Consider the following 14032-nt stretch of genomic DNA (forward strand, 5'->3'; position numbering starts at 1 on the left):
CACGCGCGACCCTCGAGGGGGCTTCACGTGGGCGCCGCCGTCCTTCTCCCACGTCGTCCACTCAATAAGGTAGAAGCATGACTCTCTCGGTAGCTGTGGCCGGTGCATCCGGTTACGCGGGCGGAGAACTCCTCAGGATCCTCAGCGGTCACCCCGATTTCGAGGTGCGCACGGTGACCGCGTTCCAGAACGCTGGCCAGCCACTGATCGCCCAGCAGCCCCATCTCCGTTCGTTCGCCGACCTGACGCTGGTCGAGACGACCGCGGCGAATCTCGCCGGTCACGACGTCGTCTTCCTCGCACTTCCGCATGGCAAATCCGGCGAGTTGACCGCCCAGCTCGACCCGGGCGCTCTGGTCGTCGACTGCGGCGCCGATCACCGGCTCACCAGCGAGACCGACTGGGCCGCCTTCTACGGCGGTGACTACTTCGGCGCCTGGGCGTACGGGGTGCCTGAGCTGCCGGTCGCCGGCGGAGGCCACCAGCGCGAACGTCTCGCCGGTGCAACCCGAATCGCGGCCCCCGGCTGCAACGCGAGCGCGGTCTCACTGGCGATCGCTCCCGGGATCGTCGCGAGCCTCGTCGAAGAACAGGACATCGTCTCCGTCCTGGCCGTCGGGCCGTCGGGGGCGGGCAAGAGCCTGAAGACGATGTATCTCGCGAGCGAGATCCTCGGTTCGGCGAACCCGTACGCCGTCGGCGGCTCGCACCGGCACATCCCCGAGATCCAGCAGAGCCTGCGGCTCGCCGGCGCTTCCGACCCGACCGTCTCGTTCACTCCCGTCCTCGTCCCGATGTCGCGGGGCATCCTCGCCACAGTGACGGCACGCCTCAAGCCGGGCGTCACGGCCGACGAGGTGCGTGAGGCATGGGAGAACGCCTACCACGGTGAGCCGTTCGTCCAGGTCCTGCCCGACGGCCAGATGCCGCGCACCGCCGACGTGCTCGGCGCCAACACCGCATTGATCGGCCTCGCCGTCGATGCGGCCGTCGGCCGCGTGATCGCCGTGCTCGCGCTCGACAACCTCGTCAAAGGCACCGCGGGCGCGGCCGTCCAATCGGCGAACATCGCGCTCGGGCTGACCGAGACCACCGGCCTCAACGTGAATGGAGTCGCCCCGTGAGCGTCACGGCAGCATCCGGATTCGCGGCGGCCGGCGTCGTAGCCGGCCTGAAGTCGAGCGGTAAGCGCGATCTCGCGATCGTCCAGAACCTCGGCCCGCTCCAGGCCGCGGCCGCCGTCTTCACCACCAACCGGTGCAAGGCGAACCCGGTGCTCTGGAGCGAGCAGGTCATCGGCGACGGCATCGTCTCCGCGATCGTGCTCAATTCGGGCGGAGCGAACTGCTACACGGGCGCTCGGGGGTTCCAAACCACCCACGAGACCGCGGAGGCGGTCGCCGAACGTCTCGAGGTGTCGGGGGGCGACGTGCTGGTGTGCTCGACCGGGCTGATCGGCGAACAGCTCGACCTCGACCTGCTGAAGGCTGGGGTGTGGGATGCGACGCTCGCCATCACGACCGACAGCGGCGTCTCCGAAGCGGCCGGCCTCGCGGCGGCGGAGGCGATCATGACGACGGACACGCGTGCCAAACAGGCGAGGATGTCGTCCCCCGAAGGATGGACGGTCGGCGGGATGGCGAAGGGCGCCGGGATGCTCGCGCCGGGACTCGCCACCATGCTCGTCGTGATCACCACGGACGCCGTGCTGAACTCGGAGCAGCTCGACACGGCGCTGCGCGCGGCGACCCGGGTGACCTTCGACCGCCTCGACTCCGACGGCTGCATGTCGACGAACGACACCGTCGCACTCCTCGGTTCGGGGGCCAGCGGCGTCGAACCGGCTGCAGAGGCCTTCGCGGATGCGCTCACCAGCGTGTGCCGGGACCTCGCCGAACAGCTGCAGGCCGACGCGGAGGGAGCATCCCACGACATCGCCATCGAGGTCGTGAACGCGGCCTCCGAGGACGACGCGGTCGAGGTCGGCCGTGCCGTCTCCCGCAGCAACCTGTTCAAGGCCGCGATCTTCGGCAACGATCCCAACTGGGGCCGGGTGCTCGCCGCCGTCGGCACGACGAGCGCGGAATTCGATCCGTACGGTATCGATGTGGCGATCAACGGGGTGCAGGTCTGTTCCGCCGGTGAGCCGGACCAGCCCCGCGACCTCGTCGATCTGGCGCCGCGTGCCGTGCACGTCCTGATCGACCTGCACGCCGGACCGGCTACAGCGACGATCCTCACCAACGACCTCACGCACGACTACGTGCACGAGAACAGCGCTTACGCGAGCTGAGCGGCATGGACACGGAGGACGACATCGACACACCTGCCGCCGGCGTGAGCCACGCCGACGCCACCGAGAAGGCTGCGACCCTGATCGAGTCGCTCCCGTGGCTGAAGCGGTTCCACGACCAGATCATCGTCGTGAAGTTCGGCGGGAACGCGATGGTGAGCCCGGAGCTGCAGCGCGCATTCGCCGAGGACATGGTCTACCTGCGCTACGCGGGCATCCACCCGGTCGTCGTGCACGGCGGGGGACCGCAGATCTCGGCCATGCTCGACCGGCTCGGGATCACCAGCGAGTTCCGCGGCGGCTACCGTGTGACGACGCCCGAGGCGATGGACATCGTGCGGATGGTGCTCACCGGCCAGATCAGCCGCGACCTGGTCGGGCACATCAACGAACACGGCCCGCTCGCCGCCGGGCTGTCCGGTGAGGATGCAGGGCTTTTCAAGGGCCGCAGGCGTGGCGCCGTGGTCGACGGGGTCGAGGTGGATCTGGGGCTGGTCGGCGACGTCATCGCCGTGGACCCGGAGGCGGTGCACGCCCAGCTCGCCGCAGGCCGCATCCCGGTCGTCTCGTCCATCGCTCCCGACATCGACCAGCCGGGACAGTCGCTGAACGTGAACGCCGATTCGGCTGCCGCAGCCCTCGCCGTGGCACTGGGCGCCGCGAAGCTGGTGATCCTGACCGACGTGGCAGGGCTGTACAGCGACTGGCCCAATCGTGACTCGCTCGTCTCGGAGATCGACGCTGACGCACTCCGCGCGCTGCTGCCCGGACTCGAGTCCGGCATGATCCCGAAGATGACGGCATGCCTCGACGCCGTCGACGGCGGCGTCGCCAAGGCGGCGATCATCGATGGGCGCATCCCGCACTCCATCCTTCTCGAGGTTTTCACACAGGACGGCATCGGAACGGAGGTGGTGCCGGTATGACCACGGAGACCACAGGCTGGAGCGATCGTTTCGGCCACACCATGATGCGCACGCTGGCGACCCCTCAGGTCATGCTCGCCCGCGGCGAGGGCTGCTACGTCTGGGATGTCGACGGCAAGCAGTACCTCGACTTCCTCGCGGGGATCGCGGTGAACTCCCTCGGCCACGCCCACCCCGTGCTGGTGGATGCCGTGAGCGCCCAGGTCGCGACCCTCGCCCACGTGTCCAACTATTTCGCCACCCCGCCCCAGCTGGAGCTGGCCGAACGGCTCACCCGCCTCACGGGCGCCGGCGAGCGCGGGCGCGTCTATTTCGGCAACTCCGGGGCCGAGGCGAACGAGGCGGCGTTCAAGCTGGCACGCCTGAACCGCGGCAACGGCCACCGCAATCGGGTGCTCGCGCTCCATAATGCGTTCCACGGACGCACGATGGGTTCGCTCGCACTGACCGGCAAGCCGATGATGCGTGAAGCGTTCGAGCCGATGCCGTCGGGTGTCGAGCACATCGACTCGACGATCGAGGCGCTGGAGGCAGCGATCGACGACCATGTCGCCGCCCTGTTCGTCGAGCCGATCAAGGGTGAGGCCGGCGTGCTCGACCTTCCGGAGGGCTTCCTCGAGCGCGCCCGTCAGCTCACGGAGAAGCACGGTGCCCTGCTGATCATCGACGAGATCCAGACCGGGGTCGGTCGCACGGGCAAGTGGTTCGCCTTCGAACACGCAGGGATCGTCCCCGACGCGATCACGATCGCCAAGGGCATCGCGGGGGGCATCCCCATCGGCGCGCTCGTCACGTTCGGCTGGGCGTCCGAGCTCTTCTCCCGTGGCCAGCACGGCAGCACCTTCGGCGGCAACCCGTTGTCCACGGCCGCCGCCAACGCGGTGCTCGCCGAGATCGAACGCGCCGGCCTCGTGCAGAACGCGGCGGTGCGCGGCGAGCAGCTGCGTCAGGTGATCCTCGGTCTCGACTCGCCCCTCGTGCATGTCCTGCGCGGCCAGGGTCTCCTCGTCGGCATCGGCCTGTCCGAGCCGCACGCGCACCGGCTTTCGGATGCGGCCCTGGCGGAAGGGCTCATCATCAACGCGCCCAACGAGTCGAGCATCCGCATCGCCCCACCTCTCGTCGTCGGCGACGCGGAGATCGCCGACTTCCGTGAGCGATTCGGCCGCGCGCTCGCGGCGCTCGGCGCCTGACGCCGCACCCCCTCCATCCGCATCGAACGAAAGCGACCAATGACCAGGCACTTCCTTCGTGATGACGACATCACCCCCGCCGAACAGGCCGAGATCCTCGAGCTGGCGGCCGAACTGAAGCACGACCGCTTCAGCACCCGGCCGCTCGCCGGGCCCCAGACCGTGGCCGTGATCTTCGACAAGTCGTCGACGCGCACCCGCGTGTCGTTCGCGGTCGGGATCGCCGACCTCGGCGGCAGCCCCCTGATCATCAGCACGGCCAACAGCCAGCTCGGCGGCAAGGAGACACCGTCGGACACGGCACGCGTGCTCGAACGGATGGTCTCCGCCATCGTGTGGCGCACGTACGGTCAGGCGGGCCTCGAAGAGATGGCCGCCGGCACCACCGTGCCCGTCGTGAACGCACTCTCGGACGACTTCCACCCGTGCCAGCTCCTCGCGGACCTGCTGACGATCAAGGAGAAGCGGGGAACCCTCGCCGGGCTCACCCTGGCTTTCCTCGGCGACGGGGCCAGCAACATGGCGCAGTCGTACGTGCTCGCCGGTGCGACCGCGGGAATGCACGTGCGGATCGCCTCACCCGAGGCGTACGCGCCTGCGGCGCAGGTCGTGGCGGATGCGGACACCATCGCACAGGCGACCGGCGGTTCCGTGACCCTGTTCACCGACCCCCGCGAGGCCGTCGCGGGCGTCGATGTCGTCGTCACCGACACCTGGGTGTCGATGGGCAAGGAGGAGGAGAAGGCGGAGCGCCTGGCCGTCTTCGGCCCCTACCGCGTGGACTCCGAGCTGATGTCCCTCGCCCGGCCTGACGCGCTGTTCATGCACTGCCTGCCCGCCGACCGCGGCTACGAGGTCACCGCCGAGGTCATCGACGGGCCGCAGAGCGTCATCTGGGATGAGGCGGAGAACCGCCTGCACGCCCAGAAGGCCCTGCTCGTCTGGCTGCTCGCCCGCAACGCGGCCTGACGCCGCCGCGCACCCAAGACCATAAACTCGAACTGGATCATCGAAGGAGAACCATGGCTGAACGCGTTGTGCTCGCATACTCGGGCGGACTCGACACCTCGGTCGGCATCGGCTGGCTGAAGGATGCGACCGGCAAGGAGGTCGTCGCGCTCGCGGTCGACGTCGGCCAGGGCGGCGAGGACATGGAGGCGATCCGCCAGCGCGCGCTCGACTGCGGGGCCGTCGAGGCTGTCGTCGTGGATGCGAAGGACGAGTTCGCGAACGACTATCTCATGCCCGCTCTCAAGGCGAACGCGCTGTACCAGAAGCGCTACCCGCTGGTGTCGGCGCTGAGCCGGCCGGTGATCGCCAAGCACCTCGCCGCGACCGCGAAGGCGCTCGGCGCCGACAGCGTCGCCCACGGCTGCACGGGCAAGGGCAACGACCAGGTGCGTTTCGAGGCCGCTGTCGCAGCACTCGCCCCCGACCTCACGTCCCTGGCTCCCGTGCGCGATTTCGCCCTGACCCGCGACAAGGCGATCGTCTACGCCGCGGAGCACAACCTGCCCATCGAGCAGTCGAAGAAGAGCCCGTATTCGATCGACCAGAACGTCTGGGGGCGTGCGGTGGAGACCGGCTTCCTCGAGGATCCCTGGAACGCGCCGATCGAAGACCTGTACACGTATTCGGAAGACCCGGCGACCCCGCGTGAGGCGGTCGAGGTCGTCATCAGCTTCAGCGAGGGAATACCTGTCGCCATCGACGGCAAGCCGGTCACGCCCCTCGAAGCCGTCCAGCTGATGAACACGATCGCGGGTGGCCAGGGTGTCGGACGCATCGACATCGTCGAGGACCGCCTGGTCGGCATCAAGAGCCGCGAGGTGTACGAGTCCCCGGCCGGCATCGCGCTCATCGCGGCGCACGAGGAGCTCGAGAACATGACGGTCGAGCGCGATGTCGCACGCTACAAGCGCGGCGTCGAGTCCAAGTGGGCCGAGCTGGTCTACGACGGGCTCTGGTTCTCGGGGCTCAAGCGGGCCCTGGATGTCTTCATCGACGAGACGCAGCGTCACGTGACCGGCGACATCCGCCTCAAGCTCCACGCGGGCACAGCGGTGGTGACCGGGCGGCGCAGCGGGGAGAGCCTGTACGACTTCAACCTGGCGACCTACGACACCGGCGACACGTTCGACCAGTCGCTGGCCAAGGGTTTCATCGAACTGTGGTCGCTGCCGAGCAAGATCTCGGCCCGTCGCGACCTCGCCGGCCAGTAGGCCATCGTGGCGAAACACGATTCCGAGAACCGGGCGGCCGAAGCCGGCGCCCTGTGGGGCGGGCGGTTCGCCGGCGGCCCGTCGCCGGAACTCGCCGCGCTGAGCAAGTCGACGCAGTTCGACTGGCAGCTCGCCGCCTACGACATCGCCGGTTCGCGCGCCCACGCCACGGCGCTCGCCGCTGCCGGCTACCTGAGCGAGGCCGAGCTCGGCGCCATGCTCGAGGCTCTGGCCGCGCTCGACACGGCCGTCGCGACGGGGGAGTTCGTGGCCGACGACGCCGACGAGGATGTGCACTCCGCCCTCGAGCGCGGGCTGATCGAGCGCGCAGGGCCGGAGCTGGGCGGCAAGCTCCGCGCAGGCCGCAGCCGCAACGACCAGATCGCCACTCTCGTCCGCCTCTACCTGCGGGACCATGCGGGCGTCATCGCCGAGCAGCTGATCGCGCTCATCGATGCGATCGCTTCGCAGGCGGATGCGCATCCGACCGCCATCCTGCCGGGGCGCACCCACCTGCAGCACGCTCAGCCGGTACTGCTCGCCCATCACCTGCTGGCGCACTGCTGGCCGCTCGTACGCGACCTGGAACGCCTCGCCGACTGGGACAAGCGCGCGAACGTCTCGCCGTACGGGTCGGGTGCGCTCGCCGGATCGACCCTGGGCCTCGACGCGAAGCTGGTCGCCTCCGAGCTGGGCTTCGCGCACAGTGTGGAGAACTCGATCGACGGGACCGCCAGCCGCGACGTCGTCGCCGAGTTCGCATTCATTGCGGCGCAGATCGGCATCGACCTCTCCCGGTTCGCCGAGGAGATCATCATCTGGAACACGCGCGAGTTCGGCTTCGTCACGCTCGACGACTCCTACTCGACGGGTTCGTCGATCATGCCGCAGAAGAAGAATCCCGACATCGCCGAGCTCGCGCGCGGCAAGGCCGGGCGACTCATCGGCAACCTGACCGGACTGCTGACGACCCTCAAGGGGCTTCCGCTCGCGTACAACCGCGACCTTCAGGAGGACAAGGAGCCGGTGTTCGATTCCGTGACCACCCTCGAGGTGGTGCTGCCGGCGTTCACCGGGATGGTCGCGACCATGCGGTTCCACACCGAGCGCATGGCCGAGCTCGCACCGCAGGGTTTCTCGCTGGCGACGGATGTGGCCGAATGGCTGGTGAAACGGCGGGTCCCGTTCCGCGATGCGCACGAGATCACCGGCACCCTGGTCAGGTTCGCCGAAGAGCGCGGGCTCGAGCTGGCGGACCTCGACGACGCACAGCTCGCCTCCGTGTCGCCGCTGCTGACTCCAGACGTGCGCGACATCCTGACCATCGAGGGGTCGGTCGCCAGCCGTGACGGCATCGGAGGCACGGCTCCTGAGCGCGTCCGCGAGCAGCTCTCGGCTCTCACCGAACGGGTGCGGATGCTGACCTCGGCTTTCGTGGCCGCCCGGAGGAACCTGACATGACCGGTCCCGTACGGCGCGAGAAGCATTCCCCGAAGCGGCCGTGGATCATTCCGGCGATCGTGATCGTCGCGGTGCTGGTGATCGTGGTCGGCCTCGTGATCGTGGTCGTGAACGGCTGGCGGATGTTCTAGTGGCCACGACCCCGCCGCGGGAGTTCTTCGCGGCGTCGGCACTGGAGGTCGGCCCGCGCCTGCTGGGGGCGGTTCTGACGCACGAGACGGCGTCCGGCGCCGTCTCGCTGCGCATCACCGAGGTCGAGGCCTACGTCGGTGACGGGGTCGACCCGGGGTCGCACGCGTTTCGCGGTCGCACGCGCCGGAACGCGGTGATGTACGGGCCGCCCGGTCACCTGTACACGTATTTCACCTACGGCATGCATGTCTGCGCGAACGTGGTGTGCTCGCCGGACGGCGTCGCCTCGGCGGTCCTGCTCCGCGGGGGTGAGATCGTCTCGGGGGAGGAGGTCGCCCGCGAGCGGCGCGGTCAGTCCGTGCCGGTCAGGGAGCTTGCGCGCGGCCCGGCCCGGCTCGTCGTTGCCATGGGCATCTCCCTCGATGACGGCGGGGCCGACCTGCTGGAGCCGCCGTTCAGCCTGACGCTCCCCGAGCATCCTGTCGCCGCAGCCAGCGGGCCCCGGACCGGTGTCAGCGGCGCGGGCGGAGGACTCGACTTCCCGTGGCGCTACTGGATCGAGGGCGACCCGACGGTGTCGCCGTACCGCAGGCACCCGAAGGCCTGAGCAGGTCGAAGGTCCGAGCGACTCAAGCGACTCAAGCGACTGCGAGCCGGAACACCCCGGCGCAGACGGACGCCCAGATCAGGCTGACCAGCGTGCCGATGATGAACCGCTCGCGGGCTTCCGCCGCTTCGAGCTCTGTGAACCGGCCGACGCCTTTGATCGCGATGAGCACGGCGATGGCTTCGGGGAAGCCGGCCATGATCGCGCCCGTGGTGGCCAGCCGCTCGAGGTAGCCGATGAAGGTTCCTCCGCGCAGTACCTCGCGCGTGCCGCCGTTCGGGTGGTCCGGGGTCGCGCGTTCGTCGATGACGATGCCGCCGTGCAGTCCGGCCGTCACGCTGCCCCGGGATGCGAGCGCCAGCACCAGCTGGGCGGCCGGACCACCGCCGACGATGCTGAGTGCGAGCACCGACACGCCCAGCAGCACCTTCGCGATGGGCGGGGCTTCGGGGCCGGGCACGGCCACGGCGAGGAACGCGACTGCGAGAGCGACCGCCGAGATGTAGACCAGGGCGCGTCGCGGGTGCCGCAGCGTGTAGGCCGCGCAGAACAGGCTCGTCAACACCAGCACGAGCACGACGGCCCAGAAGGCGATCGGCCCGAGGACGTTCAGGAGGTGGACGTAAGGCATCATTCCTGCGGATCCGTTCGTGTGGTCGTTCGGTCGACGTTCTCCAACAGCCTAGTGAGGGCGGGTACGGCGGCCAGTTCGGGACGCACCGCCGCGGCCCGGGCGCGCGAGCTGGCCGACGGGGCGCTGATGCCCAGCCGTTTCGCCGCATCGGCCTGCGTGAGCCCTGCGGATACGAGGTCGTACAGCTCCCACCCGGCTGCGGTTCGGCGCTCGCGGATGACGAGGACCAGGTTGACGAGCGCCTCGGCGTCCGTCGCACCCGGCCATTCGCCGCCGTTCCCTTCAGCCGCATCGGCACGCACCTCGACCGCGAACCGTGTGGCGGACTTCTTGGCGCGGCCGACCGCTTCACGGGCGGCGATGAAGGCGTCCCCGCTGGCTTCGCGGGTCTCCGACGGCAGAGGGAGGCGCACCGTGCCGATTCCGAGCCCGACGCTCCACGCCCCGTCGCGGGTCAGCTCGAGCACGATGGCGAGCGCCGCTCCGGCATCGTCGGTGAGCACCTGGAGTTCGTCCCCGGCGTTGCGATCGACCGGAAGCAGCAGACGGCCCGCGTGTTCGTCGTTCAGTCGCGCCAGAGTGCTTCCGACGATGTCTGTGCGCGATCGGCTGTCCACCTGGTCTGCGGTGATGACGAACATATACGCCCCTCCCATGAGGTCCCTGAGTCTAATCTATACACCATTAGGTCCTCAAGCCTCATAGGGCAGGAGATAGACCATGGGCTCTCATGTGTCCGACTGAATGGCCGCGAACTGCGCTGCTACTGTAAAACCCGTGTCAGATTCGGCCATTCTCCGCGCGCAAGCCAATGATCCGACCTTCGACGATCTGTGGGAGGAGCTCGTCTGGCGTGGCCTGATCCACGTCTCGACCGATGCCGGAGCGCTGAAAGAGCTGCTCGCCGGCGACCCGATCACCTACTACTGCGGATTCGACCCGACGGCTCCCAGCCTGCATCTCGGCAACCTCGTCCAGCTGCTGCTGATGAGGCGACTCCAGCTCGCGGGCCACCGGCCGCTGGCACTCGTCGGCGGATCGACGGGGCTCATCGGTGATCCACGACCCACTGCGGAGCGCACCCTCAACACGAGGGAGACCGTCGCCGAGTGGGTCGGCTACCTCCAGCAGCAGGTCTCCCGTTTCCTCAGCTTCGAGGGGGAGAACCCGGCCCGGCTCGTCAACAACCTGGACTGGACGGCGCCGATGTCGGCGATCGACTTCCTGCGCGAGATCGGCAAGCACTACCGAGTCGGGACGATGCTGAAAAAGGATGCGGTGGCAGCGCGCCTCAACTCGGACGAAGGCATCAGCTACACCGAGTTCAGCTACCAGATCCTGCAGGGACTCGACTACCTGGAGCTCTACCGGATGCACGGCTGCGTCCTGCAGACCGGGGGCAGCGACCAGTGGGGCAATCTCACGAGCGGGACGGACCTCATCCGGCGCGTGGAGCACGTGAGCGCGCATGCGATCGGAACGCCACTGATCACGAACAGCGACGGGACGAAGTTCGGCAAGAGCGAAGGCAACGCCGTCTGGCTCGACCCGAACCTGACGAGCGCCTACGCGCTGTACCAGTTCTGGGTCAACACCGACGACTCCGACGTCATCGACCGGCTGAAGGTGTTCACGTTCCTCACGCGGGCCGAGATCGAGCAGCTCGAGGCTGCGGTGAGGGATGAGCCCTTCCGGCGGGAGGCCCAGCGCCGGCTGGCGTATGAGGTCACGAGTCTCGTCCACGGGGAGGAGGCGACGGATGCGGCGATCGCGGCGACCGAGGCCCTGTTCGGTCGCGGGGAACTCGCGGAGCTGGATGCGGTGACCCTCGAGAGCGCGTTGCGTGAGCTGCCGAATACCACGACCGTGCCGACGGCGACTGTCGCCCAGGCGCTCGTCGACACCGGCCTCACAGCGAGCCTCGGTGAGGCCAGGCGCGCGATCGCCCAAGGGGGCGTCTACGTGAACAACGACAAGGTGGCGGATGCCGACGCTCCGATCAGCGAGTCATTGCTGGCCGGACGCATGGCGGTCCTTCGCCGCGGCAAGAAGACCCTCGCAGGAGTATTCCTCGAGTAGTACCGGGAGACCGGCCTTCGATGGTGGCGCGTATCGGCTTCGGCCGGTCCGCGCCTTCGTCGTTTCTGGGCGCGAAATCTGCACGCGGCTGGCTGGGAAATCGTCGGGATCCGCGTGATCACGCGGATGTGGAGGGGTGCCGGCAGGCGTTGGGCCGGGCGACACGCCCGGGCTGCACGCCAGATTTGCCAGCCCCCGGGGACCTGCGTAAAGTACTTACTTGTCACCCCAAAGGTGCGGGAAGCGGAAGAGCTTCTCGGCCTCAAGCGGGACCAATCCAAAGCATAAAGCAGAGCTCCTCTTGAAGGAGTTTGTCTCAGCGCCTAGGATGGAAAACCCACTCACTGAGCAGGTCTAACTGGCTCGGATCGTGTGAAACGGTGTGTCCGAATACGGATCGCCGAGATAACGCGAAACGGCCGATTTGACAAAGCGAATGAGAGTGGTAAGGTAGAGAAGTTGCCCCAAAGAGCAGGCCGAGAGGCTGAAAATTGGGAGCGTCCGATCCTTGAGAACTCAACAGCGTGCACAATGTCAAATGCCAAAAACCTCGACTCGTAGCTTCGGCTACGTGAGAGATTCCTTTGGAAACAGATTAAACAACAAAGCAAGTCAGTAATGATTTGTTCTGTCAGTTTCAAACTTGCAGCGTGGTTCACCCATTCCGGTGGCCCGCAGCACTAGATGTGCCGAAGCGCTTGCGCTTCGAGCAATCAAACATTTATGGAGAGTTTGATCCTGGCTCAGGACGAACGCTGGCGGCGTGCTTAACACATGCAAGTCGAACGGTGAAAGAGGAGCTTGCTCCTCTGGATCAGTGGCGAACGGGTGAGTAACACGTGAGTAACCTGCCCTTGACTCTGGGATAACCTCGGGAAACCGAAGCTAATACCGGATACGACCCTCGGAGGCATCTCCAGGGGGTGGAAAGAATTTCGGTCAAGGATGGACTCGCGGCCTATCAGGTAGTTGGTGAGGTAACGGCTCACCAAGCCGACGACGGGTAGCCGGCCTGAGAGGGTGACCGGCCACACTGGGACTGAGACACGGCCCAGACTCCTACGGGAGGCAGCAGTGGGGAATATTGCACAATGGGCGCAAGCCTGATGCAGCAACGCCGCGTGAGGGACGACGGCCTTCGGGTTGTAAACCTCTTTTAGTAGGGAAGAAGCGAAAGTGACGGTACCTGCAGAAAAAGCACCGGCTAACTACGTGCCAGCAGCCGCGGTAATACGTAGGGTGCAAGCGTTGTCCGGAATTATTGGGCGTAAAGAGCTCGTAGGCGGTTTGTCGCGTCTGCTGTGAAAACCCGAGGCTCAACCTCGGGCCTGCAGTGGGTACGGGCAAACTAGAGTGCGGTAGGGGAGAATGGAATTCCTGGTGTAGCGGTGGAATGCGCAGATATCAGGAGGAACACCGATGGCGAAGGCAGTTCTCTGGGCCGTAACTGACGCTGAGGAGCGAAAGCGTGGGGAGCGAACAGGATTAGATACCCTGGTAGTCCACGCCGTAAACGTTGGGCGCTAGATGTGGGGACCATTCCACGGTTTCCGTGTCGCAGCTAACGCATTAAGCGCCCCGCCTGGGGAGTACGGCCGCAAGGCTAAAACTCAAAGGAATTGACGGGGGCCCGCACAAGCGGCGGAGCATGCGGATTAATTCGATGCAACGCGAAGAACCTTACCAAGGCTTGACATATACCGGAAACGGCTGGAAACAGTCGCCCCGCAAGGTCGGTATACAGGTGGTGCATGGTTGTCGTCAGCTCGTGTCGTGAGATGTTGGGTTAAGTCCCGCAACGAGCGCAACCCTCGTTCTATGTTGCCAGCACGTAATGGTGGGAACTCATAGGAGACTGCCGGGGTCAACTCGGAGGAAGGTGGGGATGACGTCAAATCATCATGCCCCTTATGTCTTGGGCTTCACGCATGCTACAATGGCCGGTACAAAGGGCTGCAATACCGTAAGGTGGAGCGAATCCCAAAAAGCCGGTCTCAGTTCGGATTGAGGTCTGCAACTCGACCTCATGAAGTCGGAGTCGCTAGTAATCGCAGATCAGCAACGCTGCGGTGAATACGTTCCCGGGCCTTGTACACACCGCCCGTCAAGTCATGAAAGTCGGTAACACCCGAAGCCGGTGGCCTAACCCTTGTGGAAGGAGCCGTCGAAGGTGGGATCGGTGATTAGGACTAAGTCGTAACAAGGTAGCCGTACCGGAAGGTGCGGCTGGATCACCTCCTTTCTAAGGAGCAACTGGCACTCTTCGGAGTGTCCAGGCGCCAGATCTGAACATACGTTTCAGCTGGTAGCTCATGGGTGGAACATTGACATTGGTGCGGAGCCGAACGGCTCGAAGTCAGTACGCTCTTCGGAGAAGGAACGCTTTGAACCGGAAAGCACCGCACATGCACGCTGTTGGGTCCTGAGGGACCGGACCTCATCCGTATGGATGAGAACCTGGACCTCTGGACCTTTTCTTGCGCTC

The 14032-nt window shown here is 66.6% G+C and carries 12 protein-coding genes and 1 rRNA gene; 11 read left to right on the top strand and 2 right to left on the bottom strand.

The features are described 5' to 3' along the window. Positions 1-77 precede the first annotated feature (77 nt). The 9 genes from argC to G3T36_RS17070 are packed head-to-tail and all read left to right on the top strand — an operon-like array spanning position 78 to position 8834. Complete coding sequence (gene argC, locus G3T36_RS17035; protein ID WP_163291039.1) at positions 78-1124, top strand: N-acetyl-gamma-glutamyl-phosphate reductase; 1047 nt, start codon at positions 78-80, stop codon at positions 1122-1124. After that, positions 1121-2293, top strand: a complete 1173-nt coding sequence (argJ, locus tag G3T36_RS17040; RefSeq protein ID WP_163291040.1) for a bifunctional glutamate N-acetyltransferase/amino-acid acetyltransferase ArgJ — start codon at positions 1121-1123, stop codon at positions 2291-2293. Before argC ends, argJ begins: the two co-directional genes overlap by 4 nt. A 5-nt stretch (positions 2294-2298) precedes the next feature. Further along, positions 2299-3219 (top strand): acetylglutamate kinase, encoded by a 921-nt coding sequence (gene argB / locus G3T36_RS17045; protein ID WP_163291041.1) that lies wholly within the window; start codon positions 2299-2301, stop codon positions 3217-3219. Continuing rightward, positions 3216-4412, top strand: coding sequence for an acetylornithine transaminase (locus tag G3T36_RS17050; protein WP_163291042.1), 1197 nt, complete (start codon positions 3216-3218; stop codon positions 4410-4412). Before argB ends, G3T36_RS17050 begins: the two co-directional genes overlap by 4 nt. A 39-nt stretch (positions 4413-4451) precedes the next feature. Further along, positions 4452-5381, top strand: a complete 930-nt coding sequence (gene argF / locus G3T36_RS17055; protein WP_163291043.1) for an ornithine carbamoyltransferase — start codon at positions 4452-4454, stop codon at positions 5379-5381. Between the two features lie 53 nt (positions 5382-5434). Beyond that, positions 5435-6634, top strand: coding sequence for an argininosuccinate synthase (locus tag G3T36_RS17060; RefSeq protein WP_163291044.1), 1200 nt, complete (start codon positions 5435-5437; stop codon positions 6632-6634). A 6-nt stretch (positions 6635-6640) separates the two neighbouring features. Then, complete coding sequence (gene argH, locus G3T36_RS17065) at positions 6641-8095, top strand: argininosuccinate lyase (RefSeq protein WP_338031622.1); 1455 nt, start codon at positions 6641-6643, stop codon at positions 8093-8095. Continuing rightward, the gene (locus G3T36_RS20030) at positions 8092-8226 is read left to right on the top strand and encodes a hypothetical protein (protein WP_275690027.1); all 135 of its coding nucleotides are present in this window, start codon (positions 8092-8094) and stop codon (positions 8224-8226) included. Before argH ends, G3T36_RS20030 begins: the two co-directional genes overlap by 4 nt. Then, complete coding sequence (locus G3T36_RS17070; RefSeq protein WP_163291045.1) at positions 8226-8834, top strand: DNA-3-methyladenine glycosylase; 609 nt, start codon at positions 8226-8228, stop codon at positions 8832-8834. Before G3T36_RS20030 ends, G3T36_RS17070 begins: the two co-directional genes overlap by 1 nt. A 31-nt stretch (positions 8835-8865) precedes the next feature. Here the strand turns inward: G3T36_RS17070 and G3T36_RS17075 are convergent, their stop codons facing one another. Both G3T36_RS17075 and G3T36_RS17080 read right to left on the bottom strand, forming a co-directional pair. Further along, positions 8866-9468, bottom strand: a complete 603-nt coding sequence (locus G3T36_RS17075; RefSeq protein WP_163291046.1) for a hypothetical protein — start codon at positions 9466-9468, stop codon at positions 8866-8868. Further along, positions 9465-10124 carry a DNA-binding protein gene (locus G3T36_RS17080; RefSeq protein WP_240148606.1) on the bottom strand — a complete coding sequence of 220 codons (660 nt, stop codon included), beginning with the start codon at positions 10122-10124 and terminating at the stop codon, positions 9465-9467. Before G3T36_RS17080 ends, G3T36_RS17075 begins: the two co-directional genes overlap by 4 nt. Positions 10125-10212: 88 nt before the next feature. Here G3T36_RS17080 and tyrS point away from each other — a divergent pair, with 88 nt between their 5' ends. Both tyrS and G3T36_RS17090 read left to right on the top strand, forming a co-directional pair. Then, positions 10213-11547, top strand: coding sequence for a tyrosine--tRNA ligase (gene tyrS / locus G3T36_RS17085; protein ID WP_163291047.1), 1335 nt, complete (start codon positions 10213-10215; stop codon positions 11545-11547). A 720-nt stretch (positions 11548-12267) separates the two neighbouring features. Beyond that, positions 12268-13789: ribosomal RNA gene (locus tag G3T36_RS17090) — 16S ribosomal RNA — on the top strand. Positions 13790-14032: the final 243 nt, after the last annotated feature.

Source organism: Leifsonia tongyongensis, assembly GCF_010686705.1.
In the GTDB taxonomy this organism is placed as follows: domain Bacteria; phylum Actinomycetota; class Actinomycetes; order Actinomycetales; family Microbacteriaceae; genus Diaminobutyricibacter; species Diaminobutyricibacter tongyongensis.

Bases quoted from the DNA above. Each gene is read 5' to 3' on its own strand.
- G3T36_RS17060 (WP_163291044.1), top strand. From the start codon at position 5,435: ATGGCTGAACGCGTTGTGCTCGCATACTCGGGCGGACTCGACACCTCG.
- G3T36_RS17075 (WP_163291046.1), bottom strand. From the start codon at position 9,468: ATGATGCCTTACGTCCACCTCCTGAACGTCCTCGGGCCGATCGCCTTC.
- G3T36_RS20030 (WP_275690027.1), top strand. From the start codon at position 8,092: ATGACCGGTCCCGTACGGCGCGAGAAGCATTCCCCGAAGCGGCCGTGG.
- G3T36_RS17050 (WP_163291042.1), top strand. From the start codon at position 3,216: ATGACCACGGAGACCACAGGCTGGAGCGATCGTTTCGGCCACACCATG.
- argC (WP_163291039.1), top strand. From the start codon at position 78: ATGACTCTCTCGGTAGCTGTGGCCGGTGCATCCGGTTACGCGGGCGGA.
- G3T36_RS17080 (WP_240148606.1), bottom strand. From the start codon at position 10,124: ATGGGAGGGGCGTATATGTTCGTCATCACCGCAGACCAGGTGGACAGC.
- argF (WP_163291043.1), top strand. From the start codon at position 4,452: ATGACCAGGCACTTCCTTCGTGATGACGACATCACCCCCGCCGAACAG.
- argB (WP_163291041.1), top strand. From the start codon at position 2,299: ATGGACACGGAGGACGACATCGACACACCTGCCGCCGGCGTGAGCCAC.
- tyrS (WP_163291047.1), top strand. From the start codon at position 10,213: ATGGCCGCGAACTGCGCTGCTACTGTAAAACCCGTGTCAGATTCGGCC.